The following is a 25,868-nucleotide window of genomic DNA, read 5'->3' as shown; positions in this document are numbered from 1 at the left end:
TGTAAATATATCTTTTCTATGACTTGTGTCAAAGATTTCTTTACTATAAGATGTTACTATCATTACAGAAAATGAATAACATAAAATCAAAAATAAAAGGAGCTGTTACATATGAAAAAAACTGTTGGAGATTATTTAATTGAAAGTCTAAAATCTTATGGTGTTGAACACATCTTTGGTGTTCCTGGTGACTATAATTTAAGCTTTTTAGATCAAATTGATGATGCTGAAGGAATTGATTGGATTGGAAATTGTAATGAACTTAATGCCTCTTACGCTGCTGATGGTTATGGAAGAATAAAAGGAATGGCTGCTATTGCAACCACTTTCGGTGTTGGTGAACTTAGTGCTGTAAATGGTATTGCTGGTTCATATGCAGAAAGTGTTCCTGTTGTAAAAATAGTTGGTATCCCATCTGCAAATGCTGTTGAAAACAGAAAATTAGTTCATCATACTTTAGGTGATGGAGACTTTTATAGATTTAATGAAATGTTTAAAGAAGTTACTATTGCTCAAACTATGTTAAATGAAATAAATGCTAAAGAAGAAATCGATAGAGTTCTTAGAGAATGTTATTTACATAAAAAACCTGTATATATAGGAATGCCTGTAGATTTAGCTAAAAAAGAAATTTTCGTTTCTGAAAAAACTGAATATAAATTCGAAAGTGATAATGCTAATTTAGCTAAGTTTATTGAAAAAATACAGTCTTTAATGACAAACTCTAAAAAACAAATGATTTTAGCAGATTTTGAAGTTAACAGATTAAATCTTAATAATGATGTAGAAAAATTTGTTGAAAAATCTAATTTACCTATTGCCTCTCTTGCTATGGGAAAAGGTGTTATAGATGAAACTCATAAAAACTTTGTTGGTATTTATAATGGTGCCTTAAGTAATGAAAATATAAATGCTTTAGTAAAAGAATGTGATTTAGCTTTCCTATTCGGAGTAAAACTTACAGATTCTTTAACTGCTGGATTTAGTTTTATAAATCCTAATATAACTTTAATAGAAGTACATCCTTTATTCTCTAGAATAGGTGATGTTGTATTCACTAATATTTTTATGAAAGATGTTTTAAAAGCTCTATCTAATTTAGATATTAAGTATTCAGAAAATACAACACCTGCTATTAAAGCTATAAGAAGCTTTACTGCAACTGATGATGTTTTAACTCAAAATAGATTTTTCCAAGGAATTGAAAGCTTAATTAATAAAAATGATGTTCTAATCGCTGAACAAGGAACTTCATTCTTTGGTGCATGTACTGTCAACTTACAATCTGGTTGTACTTTCGTAGGTCAACCTTTATGGGGTTCAATTGGATACACTGTGGGTGCTACTTTAGGAACTCAAATGGCTGATAAAACTAGACGTAATATACTTTTAGTTGGTGATGGTTCATTCCAATTAACAGCACAAGAAATTTCTACAATGATTAGAGAAAATCTATCACCAATAGTTATGGTTGTGAATAATGATGGATATACTGTAGAAAGACTTATCCATGGTCCTAACAGAAAATATAATGATATAAATATGTGGGACTACTCTAAATTAGTTTCTGTATTCGATATGGAAGGTAATAAGAGTATCAGTTTAAAAATTAAAACTGAAAAAGACTTAATAAACGGCTTTAAAACTGCTAACGAAAATAAAGATAAATTAATCTTTATGGAAGTTTATATGGGTAGAATGGATTCTCCACAACTTTTAAAAGATTTAGGTGAATTATTCTCAAAACAAAATAGTTATTAATACACTCTTTTAATATAGAAGAGATGTTGCACTAGTACAGTCCAACATCTCTTTTTCATGTATTGAAAATTCATTTATTAAATTTCTTAATCTATATTTCTATATACTAAACTCTTAACTACAGTCTTCTTATCTTTACTAACTTCTATAGTATACTCATAAGGTTTTTCTTTCTCACAGTTCTCTAAATTATAAAGGTTAAAATACTCATCATTTCCACCAAATAACTCTCCTTCAAACACAACCTTATCAAACTCTTTTAATACAACCTCTACTGCCCCTTTATATTGAATATCAACAATTATAACTTTTTTCTTATTAACTTCATTAATCCCTATTGTCACACTTTCATCCGTAAGTTTTAATTTAGGATCAACTTCTTTATTATTTGCTCCACACCCAACCATAAGCATAGCTATTAATAATAATCCCATCATAAATATTTTATTTTTTCTCATAAACTCTCCTTTTAACCCCTTCAGCTTTTCTTAATTATTTTCTCTACATTTGTTGCTTATTAAAATGTCAAATATAACCATTCTCATTCTTAATTCTCCGCTTCATGAACATTTCCCTCTTTATCTAAAATTATTTTTTTATCTTTTCCTTGAATTTCAATCCCCTCAAGTTCGTCTCCTTTATTTTCATAAACAAATATGAAATTATCTCTTATTCCAAATCTAGAAGTATTAGTTAAACTTTTTACAGGTATTTTCTCTCCCCCTTTTTCTTTAACTTCAAACATTTCATCTTTAATTGAATCTTTTTCCCCATATCCATCTATATAAATGTTCATCGGCGTTATTATTATATTTTTTATTCTTACTCCATTGATATTCCTATTTACTTTTACTTTCCTTATATTTTCTTTTAAATGATTTGTTCTTATCATTTCTTTTACCTCAAACCATTCTTCATCTATTTGTGCTCTTAATGTAATTTCAAACTCCTTTGCTCTCTTACCTATATATTTATTTATCCTATTTCCCCTTAATTTATTATCTGCAAATAACTGAAAAGTTCTTATAGTAATAGTTTTACCTTCCTCATTAACATACGATGTAGCATAACCATTTCCATCATATATTTCTCCATCTATTTCAAGCATAATTGATGGAACTTCAATAGCTTCATTAATTTCATATCCTACAGTTAATGTATATCCATCATATACTAGTGCTTCTAACCTAAAATCATATTCTTTTTTCTCAATCTTTTTATTACTTTCATTAATCACATTTCCTTCTACAGCTATATTCTCAAATTTCTTATTGGATTCATATCCTATATTTTTATAATTTTCTGTTAACTGAAAACTATTAAAAATATTACTATAAACTTTATTTCTATCTGCATTACCTTTTATAGAATAACTTCCTATACAAATGCAAATAGCACTAACTAAAATAATTACTTTTTTATAATTCTTTTTCTTTTTTCTTTTCTTCAATATTTTTAGTGTGTTTTCTATACTGTCATCTATATTTTTAGGAAGTTCATTTACATTATTTAATCTATTCTTTATCTCTCTATCTTTGTTATTGCTCATATACATAATCCTCCCCTAAAATCTTATACAACTTCTTCTTAGCTCTAGAAAGCTTCGTTCTAACAGTACTACTATTTAAATTAAGCTTTTTACTTATCTCTTCTTGCTTCAAATCCTCAAAATAATATAAAATAACTATCTCTTTAGATTCATTATCCAGCTCATTTATTGCTTCAATAATATCTACATTTTCATATCTTTCTTCAAAAGCCTCATTGTTAAATTCATGTACTAAAACTAATTTTTTATTTTTTTTCAATATTCTTTTACATTCATTAATGAGTATTGTTATAAGCCATGATTTAAAATTTTTCTCTTCTCTTAGATTTTTTATATTTTCAAAAGCATTAATTATAGTTTCTTGAATTGCATCATCTATATCACATTCTCTTTTAATCATATTTAATGCAACCTTATACATTAAAAGTTTATTCTCTCGTATAAGCTCCATAAAAGCTTCTATATCACCATCTTTAGCTTTATAAACTAACCCCTTTTTACTAAAATGTAGTAGTTTCACTAGAGTTCCCTCCTATACCATTACTGACCTCTATCTTTAAGAGTCCTTTATCTTAAAGAATGTTTCACTTAAAATAAATAAAAAAAATGAGAATGCATTTTGCATCCTCATTTCTTATCGAAAAATATATTATTTACTTTATAACAGTTGCTTCTTTGCTTACACTGTTTAATACTTCATGTCCGTCTTTTGTAACTAAAACCAAGTCTTCTATTCTTACACCAAAATCATCTCTTAAATAAATTCCTGGCTCTACAGAGAATATCATCCCTGGTTCAAGAACCTTATCATTTATTCCACTTACATCACCAAAATCATGACAATCTATTCCTATACAATGCCCTGTTCTGTGAGTAAAGTATTCTCCATATCCATTATCTACTATATAGCTTCTTGCTGCATTATCTATATCACTAAATTTAGCTCCTGGCTTAACCATTTTTATAGCTCTTTCGTTAGCTTCCTTAACTATTCCATATATAGAAGCATGTCTTGCTTCTGGTTCTTTTCCAAAGAATACTGTTCTTGTCATATCTGAGCAATAATTTTTATAAACACATCCCATATCAATAACTATGCTATCACCAAATTTTAATTTAGTATCATCTGTTCCATGATGTGGATCTGCTCCATTTGGACAGAATGCTATAATAGGGCTGAATGAAAATTTCTTTGAACCATTTTTTTCATATAACTCTTTTAAAAGATTTGCACACTCTATTTCTGTCATTCCCTCTCTTAAGTTTGCCCAAAGTTCTTTCATTGTTTTATCATTTATTTTTGATGCATCTTTCATAAACTCAATCTCTTCAGCATCTTTAATCATTCTAAGTTCATCAATTATTAGAGAGCCATTTTTATATCCTTTTGCTGCATTTAACTCCATAAGTGAAATTAAAAAATGTGCAGGCCATGTTTTATCTATACCTAAATCATTATTTTTATCTATAAACTTTGATAAAATTTCTATTGAATCATCAGTGTCCTCATACCAAACTATATCTACACCTAAATCTTCTGTTACTGGGAAAAGCTTATTATTTATTAATTTATGTTCTCCATTTTCTTTTATCAGTAAAGTAATCATTCTATTTCCTGGATGAAACCATTTCCCTGTCAAATAAAATAGTGATGATGGAGATGAAACTAATATTTGAGTCAATCCTTCTTCTTTCATTTTTTCTATTACTTTTAAAATTCTGTTCTCTTTCATATTTGTCCTCCTATTGTTTTATTATTTTATTCTTAATTACTATTATAACATCTTTATCCCTTTTTAATATAATGTTAAAATATATATAGTTATAAAAGTTCTATCATTAGAATTTTAGGAGGATTTTAATATGAAAATTGCAGTAATATCAGACGTTCATGGAAATATCTATTCTCTAATGAAAGTGTTTGAAGATATAGATGATAATAAAGTCGATAGGATTATTTGTCTTGGAGATTTAGTCGGTTATGGTCCTCATCCAAATGAAGTTATTGCTCTTATACGAAGAAGAGAATTAACTTGTCTTAAAGGAAATTATGATGCATCTGTTTGTGATGGTGATTTCACTTTCATAAGAGATAATGAAATAAACTCATTTATTTTACCTTGGACAGTTGAAGAAATTCGAATATCTAATAAATATTTCTTAGAAAGCTTACCTACTGAATATAAATTAACAGTAGGCAAAAGAAAAATTCTATTTGTTCACGGAAGTCCAACCTCTATAAATGAATATCTTTTTGAAGATAAAGAAAATACAGAAGAAGCTATGAAAAATCTTGATGCAGATATACTTGTATGTGCACATACTCATATACCTTCATGCAAAATGTTTGGTGACAAACTTTTTATCAATGATGGTAGTGTTGGAAAACCAAAAAATGGTTCACCTGATGCAACTTATTGTATTTTAGATATAAATAAAGAAACTGGTGAAGTGAAAGTTAATTTTAGACATATTGAATATGAAGTAAAAAGAATTATTAAAGATATGACAATGCTTAAGTTCCCAAATAAATTAATTCAATCCTATGAAACTGGAAGAGAAGTTTAATTTTAAGTAAGAGGTAATAAGGAAAAGAGAAAAGGTAGTACACTTTCTTTACTTTTCCTCATTACCTCTTCTCTATTACTTCTTCTCTATTACCTTTTTACTCATAAAGTATTCCTACTGTTCTAGCTTTTTTTAAGATGTTTTTATTTATAAAGTTACAACTATTAAATTCTTTTGTTATATCTGCTCCTATTTTAAAATTACATTTTTTATCTGTAAACTCTGGAATTCCTGTAACATCATAAACCGTTCCATTTATTATTACATAAGCTAAATTATCCCCTGTTCCATCATATTTTGCTACTTCTTGTGTAGTAAATTTCTTTAATCTTTCCATAAATTGAATTTGCGCATTTACAATTTCTTCTAATTCTTCTACTACATATTTCAATTTCTCAATTATATATTCTTTATCACTATCTCTATTATATAAAGCTGATTTCAAATAATTTATCTCATTATTTTTTCTTAAAATCAAATTATCAAGTAACATATTTCCTCTCTTTTTAATATTATTATATAAATATTCTATGTTAATTTCTTGATTTTGCCTTAAAAGTATTGTAAAATCATCTTAATGTAATATTTTTAATAAGAAGCGTTGATGAGAAGAGTAAATTTAGGACGTAGTCTTAGCGAATAAGGGATGGTGTAAGCCTTATACGAAAACTATTTTGAAGAACATCTCGGAGCATCTAACTGAAAGCTTTTTTTGCAAGTAGGCTTAGACGGATTTTCCAAACCGTTATAAATTTGGAGGGCATAAATTTGTGCTTTAAAGCTGGCTTTTATTTTATTATAAAAGCAATTTGGGTGGCACCGCGTAGAGTAATCCTTTCGTCCCATATTCTTGGGAATTGAAGGGTTTTTTTTATATATTTTTTTAATAATGAGGAGGAAAAATAATGAAAAATGTATTAGTTAAATCACTATACAGAGAAACTTCTGATCATTTAGGAAAAGAAGTAATGATAACAGGATGGATAAGAACATTAAGAGCTTCAAATGCTTTCGGGTTTATTGAAATAAACGACGGTTCTTTCTTTAAAAATATTCAGGTTGTATTTGATAATAACCTAGATAACTTTAAAGAATTAGCTAAATTACCAATAAGTTCATCATTAAGAGTAATTGGTACTTTAGTAGAAACTCCAGAATCAAAACAACCATTTGAAATTCAAGCTAAAGAAATAATTATTGAAGGTATGTCAGATTCTGATTACCCACTTCAAAAGAAAAGACATACTTTTGAATATTTAAGAACTATAGCTCACTTAAGACCAAGAAGTAATGCTTTCTCAGCAGTATTCAGAGTTAGATCAGTTGCAGCTTATGCTATTCATAAGTTCTTCCAAGAACAAAACTTTGTATACACTCACACTCCAATTTTAACTGGAAGTGATGCTGAAGGTGCTGGAGAAATGTTTAGAGTTACAACTTTAGATTTAAACAACACTCCAACTAATGAAGATGGTTCAATTGATTATTCAAAAGATTTCTTCGGAAAAGAAACTAACCTTACAGTTTCAGGACAATTAAATGGAGAAACTTATGCTTTAGCATTCAGAAACATTTATACTTTCGGACCTACTTTCAGAGCTGAAAATTCAAACACTGCAAGACATGCAGCTGAATTCTGGATGGTAGAACCTGAGATATCATTTGCTGATTTAAATGACAACATGAAATTAGCTGAAGAAATGTTAACTTACGTTATAAAATACGTTATGGCTGAATGTCCTGAAGAAATTCAATTCTTCAACCAATTTATCGATAAAGGTTTAGTAGAAAGATTAAACCACGTTGCAAATGCTGATTTTGGAAGAGTTACTTATACAGATGCAGTAGAAATACTTAAAAACTGTGGAAGAACATTTGAATATCCAGTTGAATGGGGAATCGATTTACAAACTGAACATGAAAGATATCTTACTGAAGAACACTTTAAAAAACCAGTATTCGTTACTGATTATCCAAAAGATATTAAAGCATTCTATATGAGAATGAATGAAGATAATAAAACAGTTGCTGCTATGGATCTTCTAGTTCCTGGTATAGGAGAAATCATTGGAGGAAGCCAAAGAGAAGAAAGATTAGATCTTCTTAAACAAAGAATGGCTGAACTTAACTTAAATGAAGAAGACTACTGGTGGTATTTAGAACTTAGAAAATATGGAGAAACTAAGCATTCTGGATTTGGATTAGGATTCGAAAGACTAATAATGTACATTACAGGTATGACAAATATTAGAGACGTAATCCCATTCCCAAGAACTACAGGACAATCTGATTTCTAATAAACAAACGACTTTTAGATTCTATCTAAAGGTCGTTTTTTTTATATCATCACTATATTTTCATAGTTTTACATTTAATTAATTAGTAATATCTTTTCATAATGCTATAATAGTACTTATTACATAAAACCAAGGAGGAATTTTTTATGGCAATTCTTATTGCAGAAATAATTTTAATATTAATTTTAATTTTAAACATTCCATTAGCTTTAAACACTCAAAAAAAGTTTATCAACTCTTGTAATGGAGAATGTAAAAAATTTAATGATGCTAACTTAAAGAAATTTAGTATTCTATTTATTGTTGTACTAGTTCTTGCAATACTTTTAGTTTTTCTATCTAATAAAGACTTTTTCTTATTAGCACCAGCTCTAATGTCATTTTTACTAGTTGGTTCTGTTAAAAATGCTATGCTTATTGGTAAAACTAAGTTATACTTCAGAGAATGTGTAGTTCCTTTAACTGAAATAAAAGCTGCCGAACTTACATATACAGGAAAAGGTAAAATTATGATTCTATTTATAATGAATAATGATCATAAATTCGGATATGCTCACAATAAACCTGATGTTCCTCAAGCTATTGCAAATACTATTGAAGAACTAGGTATTCCTGTAACAGATAAAATTCATAAGAAAGTTAATTCCGATGTTAATATTCCTGAAGGGGATGCTGCAACACCAATTGAGGATACTTCAGAAGAATAAACTTATTTAGAATTATATTTCTAAATAAAAAATGTCTAAACTTCAAAAGTTTAGACATTTTTTATTATTATATTATTTTGAACTTCTTTCTTTTAACATTTCATATAAAGTGTTAACAGGAATTCCTGTACCACCTTTAGCTTTATATGGTTTTGGTGAATCAGTCCATGCAGTTCCTGCTATATCCATATGGATCCATGTATTTCCTTCATTTATGAATTTCTCAATAAATAATCCTGCTGTTATAGTTCCAGCATATCTTCCACCAATATTTTTTAAATCAGCTATATCTGATTTTATTAAATCTCTATATTCATCAAATGCAGGTAATCTCCATAATTTTTCTCCAGCTTTTAATGATGCATTTTCTATTTCATTAAAGAATTTATCATCATTTGAAAGAATGGCTGTAGTAGTATCTCCAAGTGCAACTAAAGCTGCTCCTGTTAATGTTGCTAAATCTATAACTTCTTTTACATTTTCTTTTTCTTGAATATAAGTTACAGCATCTACTAAAGTTAATCTTCCTTCTGCATCTGTATTAAGAACTTCTATTGTAGTTCCTTTCATACTTCCAATTATATCACCTGGTTTATATGCATCTCCTGAAATAGCATTTTCACAAGAAGCAATTACTGAAACAACATTAACCTTAAGTTTTCTTTTTGCTATTAATGCCATTGTTCCTACTACTGCAGCTGCTCCACCCATATCTGATTTCATTGTATCCATACTATTTGATGGTTTTAATGAATATCCACCAGTATCAAAAGTTAGTCCTTTTCCTACTAATCCAATAGTTTTTTCTCTATTAGCTTCATCTCCGAAATATCTCATAACTATTAATCTTGGTTTCTTTTTTGATCCTTTTGCAACAGCTAAAAATGCTTCCATTCCTAACTCTTCTATTTTATCTTTTTCAAATACTTCTACTTGGAAACCAAATTCTTTTCCTAGTTTTGAAACTTCTTTTGCTAAAACTTTTGGATACATTATATTTGCTGGTTCATTAACTAAATCTCTAGCTATTATTATACCTTCAGCCATATCTATTGCTTCTTCTACAGCTGCTGATACTACTTCATCACCTTCAGTTTTTATAACACATCCTGAGAATGAAACTTCTACTTCCTTCTCTTCTTTTCTATCAGATTTATACTTATCAAATTTATAATCAGTTAAAAGTAATGCTATAGTAACCGCTTTAGCTACTTCACTAACTTTTATTTCTTCTGTAGCAAACATTTTTACTACTAAATCACTAATTTTAAGCTCTTGTGCTTTTTTATAAGCTTTTGCCATATTAACTTTTATTTTTTCTGAATCTAAATCTGATTCTTTTCCTAACCCTAAAAGAATAACATCTTGAATTGATCCTTCTATTTCACGAGTAAAAGTATATACTTCCCCCGCCTTTCCTAAGAATTTTTCATTATCTTTTAAGTGAGATACCATTTTATTTATTGTTGGATTTTTCACTTCTAATCTATCTTCAAAAAGAGAAAGTATCAATCCTTGCGCTTCTCTACATTTTTTAGCTCTTACATTTATTTTCATCTTCTTTCCTCCTCTGTTAATCGTTTTTATTTAATAATAATTATTATAACATAAAACCTTTATTTATTTTTATCTATATTTATTAATTTACATCTTTTTTGTTAATTTATTTTTTTATCCATAATGATATATTTATCATTATTCTTTATTTCTTTAATACTTTATCAATGTGAAGTGTTTATTTTTACTTTTCTCACTCTTTGTCCATTTTTTTTATTAAGATGATAATTTTTCTTTTACTTATATTTAATATTTATAATATTGATTATCTCTTCTCTTTCATTTAATATAGAATAAGATTAAAAGAGAGGTGTTTTTATGTCAGAAAATAAAATAAATACAAAAAAAATATCAACCTTTGGATTTTTCTCTTTTTGTATAGTACTTGTTTACTCAATCGCTAATAGTGAACAAATGTATTATCAAATGGGTTATGCATCCATTGTATATGTTATAATTGCCGGATTAATATTCTTTATACCCTACTCTTTTGCTGTAACTGAAATCGGTTCAGCCTATAGTGATAAAAAAGGTGGAATCTATTCTTGGTTATCTGAAATTATCGGTGAAAAATATGCATTAGTTACCACACTAATTTGGTTTTCAACTAAATTATTAAGCGGTCTAGCACTTAGTGCCATCTGTATAACTTTTTCAACACTTTTCTTTGGAAAAGATATTTCTGAAACTTGGCGAATTTTTGGATTAAGTAACCAAATGACTACGACTTTAATTGGTTCCATTTGGGTTATTTTTTGGATTTACATAACAACTCGCGGTATTAAAACTGTTGAGTTACTAAGCAAAATTTCAATGGGATTATTCTTTTATGGTAATCTTTTTATAATATTAGTGAGTTTTTTAGTATTTGCTAAAAATGGCTTTCACTTTGCACAACCTATAGATTTACATAGCATTGGTGCATTTTTCACTAGTCCAAATCCTCAATATCATAGTATATTTAGTGTTTTAGGTTTTCTAGTATTTGCTATTATGTCTCTTGGTGGAATGGAATCCGCTGTAGGTTTAATTGATCAAGTTGAAAATCCTCACAAAACTGTTCCAAAAGCAATATTTTTAACAGTTATAATAATGTTAGTTTTAACTATAGTAGTTATTATTGGAAATGGTATGGTTATAAATTGGCATGATGTTTATAATAACGGAAATATAAATTTATATAACTTTTCAGTTTATATGACTTTAAAATATAGTTACTCTTTAGGAACTCTTATAGGTTTAACTCCAGTTCATGCAATTGTTTTTTCTAAATGGTATCTGATAGTTAACTCTTGGATAGGTGCACTTGCATTTTTACAATTACCACTTGGTTTCTATTATCCAATTAAACAATTGATAGAAGGTTTACCTGAAGGAATGTTACCTAAAAAATTTACAAAAATAAATAAGCATGGTTTTCCTGCAAATGCACTTTGGGCTGAAGGAATATTCATGATAATTTTTGCTTTTGCTGTTGTTTTAATATTTAGAAATAATGCAAATCAAATTTATAACTATACTATGTTTATGGTTACAATATCTTCTGTTATTCCATGGGGATTTATTACCTTTGCTTATATTAAATTTAAACTAAATGACAATATACCTAAGCAATATGAGTTTTTCAATAAAAAAATAGGTGTTGGCTTAAATATTCTTTCTCTTTGTGCTATTATTTTTTCAATAGTATTTTCAATTATCCAACCATGGACTCAACCTGGTGGTGCTGAGCAAGGAATATTAATGATATTTGGTCCTATTTTATTTGGACTTCTTGGATTCTTAATTGCTTATAGATATCAAAAGGCTAAAAATCGTAATTCTATATAAAAATAGAGGTGGAAATTTTTCCACCTCTACTTTTATTCTACTAATATAATTTTATTTTGTTTTAAAGTTTCTCTTACATCTATTGTTCTTTGATTAGAAGAACCTTTAAATTTAAGCCCCTCTTCCATTAAATCCTTTTCAAATTTTCCATCTATAAGTACATCTAAATTTTCAAAAAGCTCTTTAACACCTTTCATTTCCTCCAAATGTTCTAATAAATATTCCATCGTATATCCTGTAAATGACCATACACTTAGTCCATTTTCTTTAAACTTTTTTGCCATATAAGAAAACTCTTCCGCTCTCTCTATAGGATCTCCACCACTAAATGTTACTCCCTTTAAAATAGGATTATCTAAAACATCTTCTATCAGTTCATCCATATCCATTTCTTCTCCACTTGAGAAGCTATGAGTATCCGGATTAAAACACCCTCTGCATTTGTGTTTGCATCCTTGTGAAAAAAATACACGCCTCATTCCAGGCCCATTTACAAGACTTTCATATGCTATTCCTGCTAATCTTATTTTTTTACCCAATTCACTCAACTCCTTTACTGATAGTATATTTTGTATCTTCTTTAATTATATATTATTTTTTTATTTTAAAGACAATAAATTAACTTATTTTTAATATTAAGTCTTATTCATATTTATTTATTCTCTAGGTGTATAATATAGCCGTCAAATATTTTTAATGATTAAAATTTTATTTTTTATAGGAGTTTTTTTATGGACAAGAAGAAAATTTTCATGCCCCTTCTTATGGCCATTCCAAGCTTTGGTTTAGGCTTTATTTGGAACATGAAAAGTACCTTATTATCTTTATTAGTTAGAACAGTTACACCATCTGATATTAAATTAGGAATAGTAGCTGCTTTATGTTCTTTCACAGGAGTATTTTTCCCATACATTGGAGGAGTATTAAGTGAAAAAAAATATTTTAAAATAGGCCGTCGTAAACCTTGGACTTTAGTTGGGGGAATATTAGGTTCTATTTTTATTCTTTTATTAGGTTTTGCCGATAGTTATATTACTATTGTACTTTGTGTTTTCATAGCATGGTCATCCTTTAACTTTTTCCAAGGTGCTTATTATGCTTGGATGCCAGAAAGTGTTGAAGCAAATCAAGTTGGAACAGTAAATGGACTTGGAAAACTATTTTATTCTTTTGGAGGACTTTTATTTTATTTTTTTGCAGTATTTCTATTTAATATAGATAAACATCTTCCATTTATACTTATAGCAATCCTTGCTCTTATTCCAATACTAATAACTTGCTATAAAGTAAAAGAACAGGACATACCTGTATCAACAACCAAATTTAAACTTAATTTAGAGTTTTTAAAAAACAAACCTGCAATGAAAGTTTTCTTAACTGGTTCTTGTTTTTATTTTGCATATGGAATTATAACACCTTTTTGGATACCTTATTATGAAACAACTGATCACTTCACTGGAACTGAAATCAGTCTTGCTTTAGCCTCTTTAACTTTAGTTGGAATGATTTTATCAATTTTCATTGGAGTCTGGTGTGATAAATGGAGAAAAGATAGAATATTTTTAATCTGTTGTATAGTATATGCACTTGCATTTGTTATAGGTTGGAATGTAAAGTCTCTTTCAATGTTATGGTTATTTGCTGTTGTTTCTGGAGTTGCTTTTATAATGTTCCAAGTAGCATATTATTCGTTAATGCCAGAAATTGCGCCTAAAGGACGTGTCGGTGAATATATGGGACTTAACAATGTCTTTATATGTATTCCTCAAATAATAAGTAGCCTTATCGGTGGTGTTTTATTAGATTATAATTTAGGATTTGTAATCTTCCCACTTGCTATTATCGCAATGATAATTGGTGCTTGTGTTATTGCTAGTTATAAAAGAAAACACTTTAATTAAAATATTTAAATAAGACTAAAGACTAAAGAATTTCTCCTTCAGTCTTTAGTCTTATTTACTATAAACTTTATATATTTTTTTCTTTATAATTTTCTATTCTTTTAAGTAATTGCTCATATTCTTGTATATAAATGATTTTTAACATTCCATTTTTCAATGTTAGGCTTATTTTTCCTTTATCATTTTCCTTTTGAATACTTTCTATATCTTTAATTCTTACTGTTAAGAAAAATGTATATAAGTTTTCATCATCTAATAAACTTATAATATTTGTTCTTGTAATAGTCACAGCTATCACTGCAAATATTATAGTCATAAACCCTTGAAAATCTTCATAATTTAAAACTAAACTTATTAACACTAAAATATCTGTTAGCATTATTAATCCAATACATAATTCCCACCATTTATTCTTACATAATACAATTACGCCTTCTCGCTTACTTATCTTATTTATAAATATAAATTTTCTTATTAAACTTATAAGAAATGCAAATAAAACAATTCCTACAATCAAATTCACTATTAAAATAAACATCTTTTCACCTACAAATTATTTTCTTGTAGAATTTTTTCCACTAATAAATATAATGTTGTTTTTATATATGTTAGCTTAAAAATCCCTACTATTCCAAATGTTATTCCTATAAGAAGCATCCAAGGAATAAAAGTTATTTCTAGCCAAAGAATTTTAAAAAAGTATTTAAACCCTAAAGAAACTCCAACATTTACTGCATTTTGTATTGAATAATCTCTATTTATAATTAAATAATACACCGGTAAAAATATTACCGCCACAATTACAGATATAATTTCTGCTATAAGAACACCAACATTTCCTTGAAGAAAAAGAATTTTTATAACTGTTAAAACTTCTAAAACTATAAACATAATTAAAAATAACTTTGTATTAACCTGAAAATCTATTTTTGCCACTTTATTTTTTATTATATTCCCCACTTGCATATAATATAGTGATGTAAATGCTGCCATCACAATTTCTATAGCTGTTAGATATATGATTCCGTCTGAATTAAGTCCAGTGAGTATAGAAATTGAGGATAATAAAAAAGTCATTACTATAAATGGTATATATAATAAAACTCCAACAATTGTATTTTTCTTTACATTTTCACCACTTACTAACTCTTTTGAAATCTCCTTTAACTTACTCGTTCTATAACTCACACCCGTTAAATCTAGCATTTCACTTCCTCCTATGTAATTTTTGGTAATAAATATATTCTATAAGTTATTTATGAACTACATTTGAAAGTTTATTTAAATTTCCTTTTTATGACTTATTTTCACTAAGATACACATAATAAGTATGGAGGTGATATAAAATGTTTAATTGGTTATTTAATGGATGGCTTATTCCTGCACTAGTTGGTTCAATTTGTGCAAGTTTAGTTGCTATATTTACTAAACTTGGTATTACTAATGTTTCTGCTTCTTTAGCTGGAACTATAAAAGCTATTATAACAGCTGTATTTTTTATTCTCTTTTCTTTTTTCTATAAAGATTTTAAAGAACTACCTAGTCTTTTTGCTCATAGAAAAGATTTAATATTTTTAGTATTAACCGGTGTCTTTGGTGGTCTTTCATGGTTTTTTATGAATATAGCTTTAAAAAATACGGATGCTGTTAAAGTAGTTCCAATAGATAAACTATCTATTGCTATTACAGTAGTCTTAGCCGTTATATTTTTAAAAGAACATATTACAATTAAAATAATTATTGGCGTTATTCTAATGACTATAGGTGCTATATTAGTTTCTTTAAAATAATTTATTTTTCATTATTTAATTCATAGTAGTATAATAGGAAATTGAATAGGGGGTGTTTGAAATGCAATTATGGCTAATATACGCTTTATTAGGCGCTATTTCTGCTAGTATGGTAAGTATCTTCACTAAACTTGGAGTTGTTCATCTTAGTCCATCCTTAGCAGGAACAATTAAAGGAATTATTATGGCACTATTTTTAGTGGCAATCTCATCAATCAAAGGTGATTTTAGTAATATTTCATCTATATTTGAATACAAAAAGGATTTTTTCTTTCTTGTATTAACAGGAGTATTTGGTGCATTATCATGGCTTTTTATGAATTATGCTTTTAAATATGGAAGCGTAACTAAAGTAGTTCCAATAGATAAATTATCTATTGTTTTTACAATACTTCTAGCAGCACTTATATTAAATGAAAAGTTAAACTTTAAAATTTTAATCGGTGTTGCATTAGTATTTGTGGGTGCTCTAGTTATAGCATTCAATTAAAATTTTTACTACTTAATCTAAAAAATTATTATTAAAAGTTACTTAACTAAAAAAGCTAGAAGTTTATTTCTAGCTTTTTTAGTTATTTTTTTAATTTTACATAGTTTAATCTACCACCAACTTTTATAATCTGGATTTCTTTCTCAGTTAAATCCACATTAATACTAAAATCTATTCCCTTAGTATTATTTCTAAATATTATTTTTTCCCCTTTTAATCCTTCTAATATATCTATACAAATTATTTCATCATTTAACTCAATTTTTTCATAATCCTTTTTTTCTCTAAATTCTAAAGGAATTATTCCATTGTTAATTAAATTAGCTTTATGAATTCTAGCAAACGATTTTGCTAAAACAGCTTTAATGCCTAAATAAAGGGGAGCAAGTGCAGCATGTTCTCTACTTGAACCTTGTCCGTAATTTTCTCCTGCTATAATTATTCCTCCATTATTTTCTTTACACCTTATTGGAAAGTCCTTATCTACAGTATTAAAACAAAACTCTGAAAGATATGGAATATTAGATCTAAATGGTAATAGCTTTGAATTTGAAGGCATTATATGATCTGTTGTTATATTATCTTCTACCTTTAAAACTACCTTTTCCTTAATAGTTTTTTCTAATATTTTATTTATAGGAAATGGCTTTATATTTGGACCTCGTTTAACTTCCACTTCCTCATTAGTCTTTGCAGGCTTTAAAATCATAGAATCATCTATTAAAAACTTTTTAGGCATTTGAATACTTAATTCTAAATTCATTTCTCTTGGATCTGTTAAATATCCATTTAATGCTGATACTGCAGCAGTTTCTGGGCTTACAAGGTACACTTGTGCTGATAAAGTTCCACTTCTCCCATAAAAGTTTCTATTAAAAGTTCTTAAAGATACTCCTTTACTTGCCGGTGCTTGCCCCATTCCTATACAAGGCCCACATGAATTTTCTAATATTCTCGCTCCTGAACTTATAATATCCGCTAAAGCTCCATTTCTAGCCATCATCTCCATTACCTGTCTTGAACCTGGTGCTATCACCAAACTAATATCTGAATGGACTTTTTTACCCTTTAGGATTGTAGCTACTTTCATTAAATCTTCATATGAAGAATTTGTACAGCTACCTATAGCCACCTGCTCAATCTTTATTTTTCCTATTTCAGATACTTCTAAAACATTATCTGGTGAATGTGGTTTTGCTGCTAAAGGAGTTAATTCATCTAAATTTATAGTTACTTCTTCCTCATAAATAGCATCCTCATCAGCTTTAAATTCTATATAATCTTCCTCTCTTCCCTGTGCTTTAAAAAACTCTAATGTCCTTTCGTCACTTGGAAATATTGAGGTTGTTGCTCCAAGCTCTGCCCCCATATTTGTAATAGTAGCCCTTTCTGGAACCGAAAGAAATTTAACTCCATCACCTCCATATTCAAAAACTTTACCTACTCCACCTTTTACAGAAAACTTTCTTAAAACTTCTAAAATTATATCTTTAGCTGCTACCATTTTATTTAACTTTCCAACTAAATTTATTTTACAAACCTTTGGTGTGCTTATATTATAATCTCCTCCTGCCATAGCTAATGCTACATCAAGTCCTCCAGCTCCCATTGCAAGCATTCCTACTCCTCCTGCTGTTGGTGTATGACTATCAGAACCAATTAAAGTTTCTCCTGGTTTTGAAAATCTTTCTAAAAATACTTGATGACATATCCCATTCCCTGGCTTTGAAAAATAAACTCCATGTTTTGCCGCTACCGTTTGAATAAATTTATGATCATCTGCATTTTCGAATCCTTGTTGTAGCATATTGTGATCAATAAACGCCACAGATTTCTTTGTTTTTACTCTATCTATATTCATGGCTTCAAGTTGAAGATATGCCATAGTTCCTGTTGAATCCTGTGTTAATGTTTGATCTATCTTTAATCCAATAGGATGTCCTATTTCTATCTTACCTTCTACTAGATGATTCTTTAAAATCTTTAAAACTAAATTATCTCCCATAATATCTCCTTAACCCTACATTCTTTTCTTTTCTATTTTATATTCTCTATACAATCTTACTAACTCCTTATCAAAAAGGCTTCTTTTAAGTCTTACAGAAGTTGATCTAATCATCTCTAAAATACTATCAGATTCTTCTTTATCAAGACTTATTCCATACTCTTTAAATTTATTAACTACCGCTGCTTTCCCTGAATGTTTTCCTATAACAATTTGTCTTTCAAGCCCAACAACATTTGGATCAAAGGCTTCATAATTTTTAGGATTTTTTATTGCTCCATCTGCGTGAATTCCTGATTCATGTGCAAACATATTATCTCCGACTATTGCTTTCCAAACTGGAAGCTCTCTCCCCGCTGCCATTGATACATATTCAGATACCTCTCTAAACATTTTTGTATCAAAATGTGTCTCATGATTAAGAAGTATTTTAAATGCCATAATTACTTCTTCTAAAGCTGCATTTCCCGCTCGTTCACCTAATCCATTTACTGTCACTCCAATATGATTTGCTCCAGCCTTAGTTCCAGCTAATGCATTTGCAGTAGCCATTCCGAAATCATTATGTGTATGCATCTCTATATTAAACTTACTTTTCTCATAAATATATTTAATATCATTATAAATTTTAAATGGGTCCATTATTCCCACTGTATCACAATATCTAAATCTGTCTGCTCCAACTTCTTTTGCTGTATTTATAAATTTAACTAAAAAATCCTTATCTGCTCTCGATGCATCTTCTCCATTAACGGATACATAAAGTCCATTTTTTTTAGCAAACTCAACTGACTTAACCATATTTTCTAAAACCCATTCTCTTGAAGTTTTTAATTTATGTTTAATATGAATATCTGATACAGAAATTGATATAGCTACTGCATCAACACCACAATCAATTGATTCTTCAATATCTGATATAACTGCTCTATTCCAAGCCATTATGCTACTTTTTAAATTTCTCTTTACTATATTTTTTATTGCTATCTTTTCATCTCCACCCATAGTTGGAATTCCAACCTCTAATTGATCTACTCCTAATTCACTAAGCATCTCTGCTATTGCGATTTTTTCTTCATTTGCAAAAACTACTCCCGCTGTTTGTTCCCCATCTCTTAAAGTCGTATCAATTATTTTTATCTCATTACCATTCTTAGGATTTATTATTGCCATATTCTTCTCTCCTTTCTTTGTTTTTGTAAATTTATTCCATTTTATCACGCATATAAATCTTAGACAATTATTTTTGCAAGTTTTTTATTTTTAATTGCATTTTACAAATAATTTATTATTATAATTTCATTTTTGTGATAGTTTTCTGCAAGTTACTATAAATTTATTGCATTTATTTTTTATATCACAAACATTTTTTCTTTTTTGTATATAAAAAAGCTGCCACACTTTAGTGTGACAGCTTTTAATTTATTAACAATTTTTATAATAATTCATATGAGAATCTGTATGAGTTATTCTATCTTCTCTTTCATGATGTTTTCCAGCTCCAAATCTTTCATCAAGACTTAAATACCCTGTTACTCTAGATACTCCTTGAATATTATTTCCCTTACATTTCGGACAAACTTTATGTTCATTTTGTAAGTAAGTTCCACAATCTTTGCAATATCTTATATGAAAATTTACTCCTAAATAACTAATATCAGTTTTCTTATATGCATAGTTTAAAATATCCATTATAATCTCACCTGTTGGGCAATCATCAACTTCTAAATAACTGATGTGTCCACCATTACATAAACTATGATACGGTGCTTCAATGTCAATTTTTTTAGTTATTGATATTGAATATCCAACTGGTATATGAAAACTATTTGTATAGTATTCTTTATCTGTAACTCCTTTTATAAGTCCAAACATTTTTTGATCTTGTTTTATAAACTTTCCTGAAAGTCCTTCTGCTGGTGTTGCATAAGCACTCCAATTAAGACTAGTTTCATCTGTTAATCTATCACAGGCTTCTCTTAAATGAGATATTATTTTTTCTCCTAACTCTCTAGCTTCAACAGTTTCTCCATGATGACTACCTAATAAGGCTGTTAAAGTCTCTGCAAGTCCTATAAATCCAATTCCAAAAGTTCCTTGTCTTAATATTGGTTCTATGGAATCCTCTGGTTTTAAATTTTCAGACCCCTTCATTAATCCTTGACCTGCTACAAAAGGTAAATCTTTTACTTTTAATTTTTTAAGAACTTCATATCTATGCATTAACGATTCTTTAGCAATCTCTATTCTTTCATCAAATATTTCAAAAAATCTATCAATATTTCCTTCTGCCTGAATTCCCATCCTTGGAAGATTTAATGTAGCAGGTGCTATATTCCCTCTTCCTTTACATCCTGGTTCTCCATTAATATTCTTCATTAAATAAGTTCTACATCCCATAGTTGCAGGCATATATCCTTTATCATAATATTCTTTATTAAATGATGCATCTATATTCATAAATGTCGGATTCATTCTCTTTGAAGCAACTCTACAAGCTAATTCATAAAGGTAATAATATGGATCTTCTTTTTCTCTATTTACCCCTTCTTTAACTCTAAATATTATATTAGGAAATATAGGTTGCTCTCCTTTACCTAATCCTTTTTCATATTCTTCTAAGAATATTTCACAAACTAATGCTGCATCTTTATTATTTGGTATTCCTAAATTCACTGAAGAAAATGGAACTTGTGATCCTGCACGTGAATGCATTGTATTTAAATTATAAACTACACCTTGCATAGCTTGATGTATTCTCTTTTTCAGTCTTTTTTCAACTAATTCTTCTAATTTATTATCTTCTATTCCAAGTTCTATAAACTCTTCTTTTATTTCATTTCTTGTTGGCTCTACAAAAACGCCCAAATCATTATCATAGTCGGGATGACTTTGTCCACCAAACATATCATTCTGTGTAGATTGTAATAATATACAGCTAAGCTCTGCTGCCGTCTCAATTCTTCTTGGAGATTTGATTGTTCCATATCCAGTATTAAAACCTTTTTCTAAAATCTCTTTAGTTGGAATATGAAGACAATTTACTGTTAGGTTATATGAATCTAAATCATGAAAATATATTTCTCCATTTTCATGTGCTTTAGCTAAATTCTTCGGCATTGAAGCTAAATTGTGCCATTTATTAGATTCCGATGCTATTCTTAATAATTTTGAACTGAAATTATTTCCAACATTTGCATTATCTCTGTCAGTTTCAACCCCAATTTTACTTATAGCTTTCATTAAATCTGATTTTATTTCCCTAACTTTCGTTCTCTCTCTTCTGTAGTTTCTATACGCTATAGCAACACTTTGTAATCCTGTATCACTTAAAGCTTTTTCAACTAAATTTTGTACCTCTTCAACCGATACACCTTCATCCCCAGTCATTTCTATATAGTTTATAACTTTTTGAACAATATCAAAAACCTGACTTATTCTTAGTTTTACTCCTACCTCAGTGGCTGCCTTTTGAATTGCATTGGCAATTTTAGATGAATTAAATTCAACTTGTCTCCCATCCCTTTTCACAACATATAGCATCCAAACTACCTCCATATACAATATATAGTATTAAAATTACTATATCATTATACTTCAATTCATTTTAAATTTCAAAGAGCGATTTTTGAAATTTTATTGTTGTCCTTATCCTTTTGTAGCAAATTATATCAGTTTTTATCTATTTTCCTCACTATTTTGTATATTTTATCGTACGATTTTAATGTTATTTATGTAATGTTTATGTCTATACTTCTAATATACTTAATTGAATATTAGTTTAATTTAAAGAAGGTGTTAAAATGAAAAAATTAATTTCTACTCTAGCTATTTTCTCAACTATATTTTTAATTGGTTGCAACGATAAACAATCTATCGATACTTCAACTAAATCCACTCAAACTCCTGAGAAAATACTTACTTATCCATACACAGGAGAAGTTACTTCTGAAAATTTATCAGACTTAACTCCATATATGACCATTATAGAAAATTCAAAATCTGCAAGACCACAAAGTGGATTATCTGGTGCTGATATTATATATGAAACTTCAGCTGAAGGGGGCATTCCTAGATTTTTAGCTTTATTTCATAAAAACTCACCTAATAAGCTAGGTCCTATTAGAAGTGTTCGTCCATATTTTTTAACTTTATCTAAAGAACACGCTCTTCCTATTGCTCATTGCGGTGGTTCATCTGAAGCTTTAAAAGATATCAAAAATGATTCATCATTGATGAGTTTAAATGAAATGTCTAATAGTAGTTTTTATTATAGAGATACTAAAAGAACTGCGCCTCATAACCTTTATTCTAGTTCTGACTTGATTTTAAAAGGTATAGCATCTAAGAACTATAATGTTTCCTCTAAAAACTTTTTTGACTACTCTCAGGAACCTTTAGCTCATTCAACTGAATCTGCTACTGATATTTCTGTAGTCACTAATAGAACTTATACGACTGACTATAAATTTGAAAATGGTAAGTATATAAAATATATGGATGGTGAGATTGCTATAGATGCAAATAATAATGACCCTCTATCTTTTAAAAATGTTATAGTTCAAAGAACTAATATAAATCTTAATTCTGATGGAACTCACTTAGATATAAACTTAATTGGTTCTGGAGATGGTTTTTTATTCATTGACGGTAAAAAAATGAATATCACTTGGAGCAAAGATTCTGAATATGATAAAACTAAGTTTTATGATTCTGAAGGTAATAATCTAACACTTGCTCCTGGAAATACAATCATAAATATTATTGATACTAATGGAAAAGTTCAAATTAATAATTAACTAAAATAGTACCAACAGAACACTATCTGTTGGTATTATTTCAGTTTATTTTTTTATATTAAATATACATCTTTTCCCATAAGTGTTATAACACATATTACAAGAAACACATTTAGGATTTGTTACTTCTCCACTCATCCATTTATTTATTAAATCTGGTTGACATGTTAATGGTCTTGATAATGTAAATGCCTTTATATTACTGTTCTCATATATGTCTGATAATACATCTAAATGTCTATTTCCTCCAATTAAAATTACAGAAGCATCTATTCTCTTACTTAATTCAATTGCATAATTTTTAAAATATGATTCTTTATCTTTTGACATTACAACTTTCGTTCTTGCCGCACCTAAGTTATTTTCAGCTACATATTTAATAGATTCATTTCCACCCGTAACCTCAACTGCATCTATTCCCATTTTAGATAGAGTTTCTGCTACATACATACTGTCTTCTTCAGTTAAGCCTCCATCCACATAATCTGCTGAATTTAATTTTATCCATATCGGAAAATCCTTTCCAACTGCGTTTCTCATAGCTTCAAATATTTCAAATACTATTCTCCCTCTATTTTCTATACTTCCACCAAACTCATCAGTTCTTTTATTATAATATGGTGATAAGAATTGACTTAATAAGTATCCATGCCCGCAATGAATTTCAACTCCATCAAATCCTGCTTTTTTAACTCTTACAGCTGCATCAGCATATTTTTTTATTAACCATTTTATTTCATCTTTAGTTATTTCTCTTGCCATAGTTCCTGTAACTTCATTCTTAGCTGTTGATGGTCCTAATATTACTCTCTCGCCTACATTAAACTCAGTCATAAACCCACCATAAACTATTTGCATTATTATATTCGCATCATAACTATGAATCATATCTGTAAATTTTTTATATTCATCTATAAAACTATCATTATATATTCCTAACATTCTTGGATTTGGTTGCTCATTTTCTGTTACAAATGCATATCCTGTTATTATCGTTCCTACGCCACCTTTAGCTAGTTCCTCATAAACCTCTGTTATTTCATCTGTAATATGCCCTTTTTCATCTGCTAATGCAGTCCATAAAGCTCCTCTTATAAATTTATTTTTCATTTGTAAGTTTCCAACTGTTGCTTTTTCAAATAATTTCATTTCTCTTTTTTCCATCTTTATCGCTCCTACGTCCTAACTATTCTTATTGACTTCATAATATACTTACCTCCTTAGTATCTACAAGTAGGCACTTTTTAGTAACTAAACTTACCTAGAGGTAAGATTTTAATCAATTTGCCTGTTTTAATGGTATACTATTTATAATATTTTTTTGGAGAGTGACATTATGATTACATATAAAGATAAAAATTACGTTTGCCTTTTAGATTTAGGCTTTGAAATTATACGTGGAAAATGGAAGAGCGTAATTATCTGCCATTTAGCTAAAGGTCCTATGAGATTCTTAGAATTGCAAAGAGTTACATCCGGTGTTAGTCAAAAAGTTTTAACAGAAAAACTTAAAGAACTAGAAACTGATGGTATTATAGAGAAAATTATTTATCCTGAAGTTCCACCTAAAGTTGAATACATACTAACCCCAAAAGGAAAAGATTTATCAGAAGCTATTGAGCTTATTGAAAAATGGTCGATTAAATATTATAAGGATGAAATCTAATATAACTTTTTTTCCCATTTATATTGCCAAACTATATCAGTAGTGATATAGTTTATATTATCAATACTGATATAGTTTATACTCGGAGGGAGTTTAGTATGCAAAAAATTGCTTTAGTAACTGATAGTGGTTCAGATTTAACATTAGAAGAATTAAAAGAAAACAATATAGAGCTTGTTCCTTTCAGAATAATTTACCCTGAAAAGGAATATAACGATATTATAGATATATCACCAGATGACGTTTATGCTAGATTAAAAGAAGTTATACCTTCAACATCATTACCTAGTGTAGATCTTATGGATAATTTAATGATTAGATTAGAAAATGAAGGTTTTACTCATGTTATAATGATTTCAATTTCAAGTCATTTCTCTGGTACTGGAAACTCATTTAGATTAATTGCTGAGGATCATCCAAACTTAACAACTTTTGTTTATGATTCAAAAACTTTAAGTGCTCCTCAAGGAGCTATTGTTTTAATGACAGCACAATTAATTAAAGATGGCCTTTCATATGAAGAAATTATAGAAAAATTACCTGTACTTAGAAGCCAATCTCATGGATATTTTACAATTGATACATTAGAATACTTAAAAAAAGGTGGAAGAATAGGTAAAGTTGCTGGAACTGTTGGTTCTATGCTTAATATAAAACCAATTATTTGGGTTTCTGATGAAGGTGTATATGAAACATATGCAAAAGTTAGAGGTCAAAAACAAGCACTTTCAAGACTTCAAAAAATAGTTGAAGAAGAGTTGGAAAAATACGGAGAATGTACTGCTGCAATTTTATCTGGTGGAGCTGATGATTTAGCACAAAAGCTTCATGGTCTATTAAAAGACTATGATAAAATAAAAAGCTTTAGATTTTCTAAAATTGGACCTGCATTAGGAGTTAATACTGGTCCTGGAACAGTAGGAGTAGTATTACAAGAGGTTCATTAAT

At 28.5% G+C, this 25,868-nt stretch carries 24 protein-coding genes and 1 other annotated feature; of the genes, 11 read left to right on the top strand and 13 right to left on the bottom strand.

What is annotated here, in order from left to right:
• Positions 1–111 precede the first annotated feature (111 nt).
• Positions 112–1,761 carry an alpha-keto acid decarboxylase family protein gene (locus Q0W06_RS08380; protein WP_297633774.1) on the top strand — a complete coding sequence of 550 codons (1,650 nt, stop codon included), beginning with the start codon at positions 112–114 and terminating at the stop codon, positions 1,759–1,761.
• An 86-nt stretch (positions 1,762–1,847) separates the two neighbouring features.
• Here Q0W06_RS08380 and Q0W06_RS08375 read toward each other — a convergent pair whose 3' ends face one another.
• From Q0W06_RS08375 to Q0W06_RS08360, 4 genes are all read right to left on the bottom strand, one after another.
• A complete protein-coding gene (locus Q0W06_RS08375) occupies positions 1,848–2,219 on the bottom strand; it encodes a hypothetical protein (protein WP_297633772.1) in 372 nt (123 codons plus the stop codon).
• A gap of 89 nt (positions 2,220–2,308) precedes the next feature.
• Complete coding sequence (locus tag Q0W06_RS08370; RefSeq protein ID WP_297633770.1) at positions 2,309–3,310, bottom strand: DUF4179 domain-containing protein; 1,002 nt, start codon at positions 3,308–3,310, stop codon at positions 2,309–2,311.
• Positions 3,300–3,830: a sigma-70 family RNA polymerase sigma factor gene (locus Q0W06_RS08365; RefSeq protein WP_297633768.1), complete on the bottom strand. Its 531-nt coding sequence runs from the start codon at positions 3,828–3,830 to the stop codon at positions 3,300–3,302. The genes Q0W06_RS08370 and Q0W06_RS08365 overlap by 11 nt, the downstream gene beginning before the upstream one ends.
• 133 nt (positions 3,831–3,963) lie before the next feature.
• Positions 3,964–5,043, bottom strand: a complete 1,080-nt coding sequence (locus tag Q0W06_RS08360; RefSeq protein ID WP_297633766.1) for a Xaa-Pro peptidase family protein — start codon at positions 5,041–5,043, stop codon at positions 3,964–3,966.
• Between the two features lie 130 nt (positions 5,044–5,173).
• Here Q0W06_RS08360 and Q0W06_RS08355 point away from each other — a divergent pair, with 130 nt between their 5' ends.
• The gene (locus Q0W06_RS08355; protein WP_297633764.1) at positions 5,174–5,878 is read left to right on the top strand and encodes a metallophosphoesterase family protein; all 705 of its coding nucleotides are present in this window, start codon (positions 5,174–5,176) and stop codon (positions 5,876–5,878) included.
• Positions 5,879–5,975: 97 nt separating this feature from the next.
• Here the strand turns inward: Q0W06_RS08355 and Q0W06_RS08350 are convergent, their stop codons facing one another.
• The gene (locus Q0W06_RS08350; RefSeq protein WP_297633762.1) at positions 5,976–6,371 is read right to left on the bottom strand and encodes a cytochrome b5 domain-containing protein; all 396 of its coding nucleotides are present in this window, start codon (positions 6,369–6,371) and stop codon (positions 5,976–5,978) included.
• 99 nt (positions 6,372–6,470) lie between these two features.
• Positions 6,471–6,726: a binding site (T-box leader), on the top strand.
• Positions 6,727–6,783: 57 nt separating this feature from the next.
• On the opposite strand from Q0W06_RS08350, the gene asnS reads away from it, so the two are divergent.
• Both asnS and Q0W06_RS08340 read left to right on the top strand, forming a co-directional pair.
• Positions 6,784–8,175 (top strand): asparagine--tRNA ligase, encoded by a 1,392-nt coding sequence (asnS, locus tag Q0W06_RS08345; RefSeq protein WP_297633760.1) that lies wholly within the window; start codon positions 6,784–6,786, stop codon positions 8,173–8,175.
• A gap of 146 nt (positions 8,176–8,321) precedes the next feature.
• Positions 8,322–8,882, top strand: a complete 561-nt coding sequence (locus tag Q0W06_RS08340; protein ID WP_297633758.1) for a hypothetical protein — start codon at positions 8,322–8,324, stop codon at positions 8,880–8,882.
• Positions 8,883–8,954: 72 nt separating this feature from the next.
• Here the strand turns inward: Q0W06_RS08340 and Q0W06_RS08335 are convergent, their stop codons facing one another.
• Positions 8,955–10,439, bottom strand: coding sequence for a leucyl aminopeptidase (locus Q0W06_RS08335; protein WP_297633755.1), 1,485 nt, complete (start codon positions 10,437–10,439; stop codon positions 8,955–8,957).
• A 318-nt stretch (positions 10,440–10,757) separates the two neighbouring features.
• On the opposite strand from Q0W06_RS08335, the gene Q0W06_RS08330 reads away from it, so the two are divergent.
• Entirely contained in the window at positions 10,758–12,269 is a 1,512-nt protein-coding gene (locus Q0W06_RS08330; RefSeq protein WP_297633754.1) for an amino acid permease, read from the top strand.
• 32 nt (positions 12,270–12,301) lie between these two features.
• Here the strand turns inward: Q0W06_RS08330 and nrdG are convergent, their stop codons facing one another.
• Positions 12,302–12,808 (bottom strand): anaerobic ribonucleoside-triphosphate reductase activating protein, encoded by a 507-nt coding sequence (gene nrdG / locus Q0W06_RS08325; RefSeq protein WP_297633753.1) that lies wholly within the window; start codon positions 12,806–12,808, stop codon positions 12,302–12,304.
• Between the two features lie 192 nt (positions 12,809–13,000).
• Between nrdG and Q0W06_RS08320 the strand changes: the two genes are divergently transcribed.
• Positions 13,001–14,170, top strand: coding sequence for an MFS transporter (locus Q0W06_RS08320; protein ID WP_297633751.1), 1,170 nt, complete (start codon positions 13,001–13,003; stop codon positions 14,168–14,170).
• A 67-nt stretch (positions 14,171–14,237) separates the two neighbouring features.
• Here Q0W06_RS08320 and Q0W06_RS08315 read toward each other — a convergent pair whose 3' ends face one another.
• Together Q0W06_RS08315 and Q0W06_RS08310 are read right to left on the bottom strand one after the other, a co-directional pair.
• Positions 14,238–14,708 (bottom strand): hypothetical protein, encoded by a 471-nt coding sequence (locus Q0W06_RS08315; protein ID WP_297633749.1) that lies wholly within the window; start codon positions 14,706–14,708, stop codon positions 14,238–14,240.
• 8 nt (positions 14,709–14,716) lie between these two features.
• A complete protein-coding gene (locus Q0W06_RS08310; protein WP_297633747.1) occupies positions 14,717–15,376 on the bottom strand; it encodes a DUF975 family protein in 660 nt (219 codons plus the stop codon).
• A gap of 140 nt (positions 15,377–15,516) precedes the next feature.
• On the opposite strand from Q0W06_RS08310, the gene Q0W06_RS08305 reads away from it, so the two are divergent.
• Both Q0W06_RS08305 and Q0W06_RS08300 read left to right on the top strand, forming a co-directional pair.
• Positions 15,517–15,960, top strand: coding sequence for an EamA family transporter (locus Q0W06_RS08305; RefSeq protein ID WP_297633745.1), 444 nt, complete (start codon positions 15,517–15,519; stop codon positions 15,958–15,960).
• Positions 15,961–16,021: 61 nt separating this feature from the next.
• Positions 16,022–16,450 carry an EamA family transporter gene (locus Q0W06_RS08300; RefSeq protein WP_297633743.1) on the top strand — a complete coding sequence of 143 codons (429 nt, stop codon included), beginning with the start codon at positions 16,022–16,024 and terminating at the stop codon, positions 16,448–16,450.
• 82 nt (positions 16,451–16,532) lie between these two features.
• Here Q0W06_RS08300 and Q0W06_RS08295 read toward each other — a convergent pair whose 3' ends face one another.
• The 3 genes from Q0W06_RS08295 to nrdD all read right to left on the bottom strand — a co-directional run bounded on the left by Q0W06_RS08295 (position 16,533) and on the right by nrdD (position 21,998).
• A complete protein-coding gene (locus tag Q0W06_RS08295; RefSeq protein WP_297633742.1) occupies positions 16,533–18,455 on the bottom strand; it encodes an aconitate hydratase in 1,923 nt (640 codons plus the stop codon).
• A 15-nt stretch (positions 18,456–18,470) separates the two neighbouring features.
• Positions 18,471–19,628: a homocitrate synthase gene (gene nifV, locus Q0W06_RS08290; protein WP_297633740.1), complete on the bottom strand. Its 1,158-nt coding sequence runs from the start codon at positions 19,626–19,628 to the stop codon at positions 18,471–18,473.
• Between the two features lie 252 nt (positions 19,629–19,880).
• Positions 19,881–21,998, bottom strand: a complete 2,118-nt coding sequence (nrdD, locus tag Q0W06_RS08285) for an anaerobic ribonucleoside-triphosphate reductase (RefSeq protein ID WP_297633737.1) — start codon at positions 21,996–21,998, stop codon at positions 19,881–19,883.
• 260 nt (positions 21,999–22,258) lie between these two features.
• Here nrdD and Q0W06_RS08280 point away from each other — a divergent pair, with 260 nt between their 5' ends.
• Positions 22,259–23,254, top strand: a complete 996-nt coding sequence (locus Q0W06_RS08280; RefSeq protein ID WP_297633735.1) for a DUF3048 domain-containing protein — start codon at positions 22,259–22,261, stop codon at positions 23,252–23,254.
• 45 nt (positions 23,255–23,299) lie between these two features.
• On the opposite strand, the gene Q0W06_RS08275 is transcribed toward Q0W06_RS08280, so the two are convergent.
• Entirely contained in the window at positions 23,300–24,418 is a 1,119-nt protein-coding gene (locus Q0W06_RS08275) for an NADH:flavin oxidoreductase (protein WP_297633733.1), read from the bottom strand.
• A 172-nt stretch (positions 24,419–24,590) separates the two neighbouring features.
• Here Q0W06_RS08275 and Q0W06_RS08270 point away from each other — a divergent pair, with 172 nt between their 5' ends.
• Both Q0W06_RS08270 and Q0W06_RS08265 read left to right on the top strand, forming a co-directional pair.
• Positions 24,591–24,920: a helix-turn-helix domain-containing protein gene (locus Q0W06_RS08270; RefSeq protein ID WP_297633731.1), complete on the top strand. Its 330-nt coding sequence runs from the start codon at positions 24,591–24,593 to the stop codon at positions 24,918–24,920.
• A 98-nt stretch (positions 24,921–25,018) separates the two neighbouring features.
• Positions 25,019–25,867, top strand: a complete 849-nt coding sequence (locus Q0W06_RS08265) for a DegV family protein (RefSeq protein WP_297633729.1) — start codon at positions 25,019–25,021, stop codon at positions 25,865–25,867.
• Position 25,868: the final 1 nt, after the last annotated feature.

It is taken from the genome of uncultured Clostridium sp. (assembly GCF_947072515.1).
Lineage (GTDB): Bacteria > Bacillota > Clostridia > Clostridiales > Clostridiaceae > Clostridium.
This window is presented reverse-complemented; position numbering and strand designations above follow the sequence as displayed.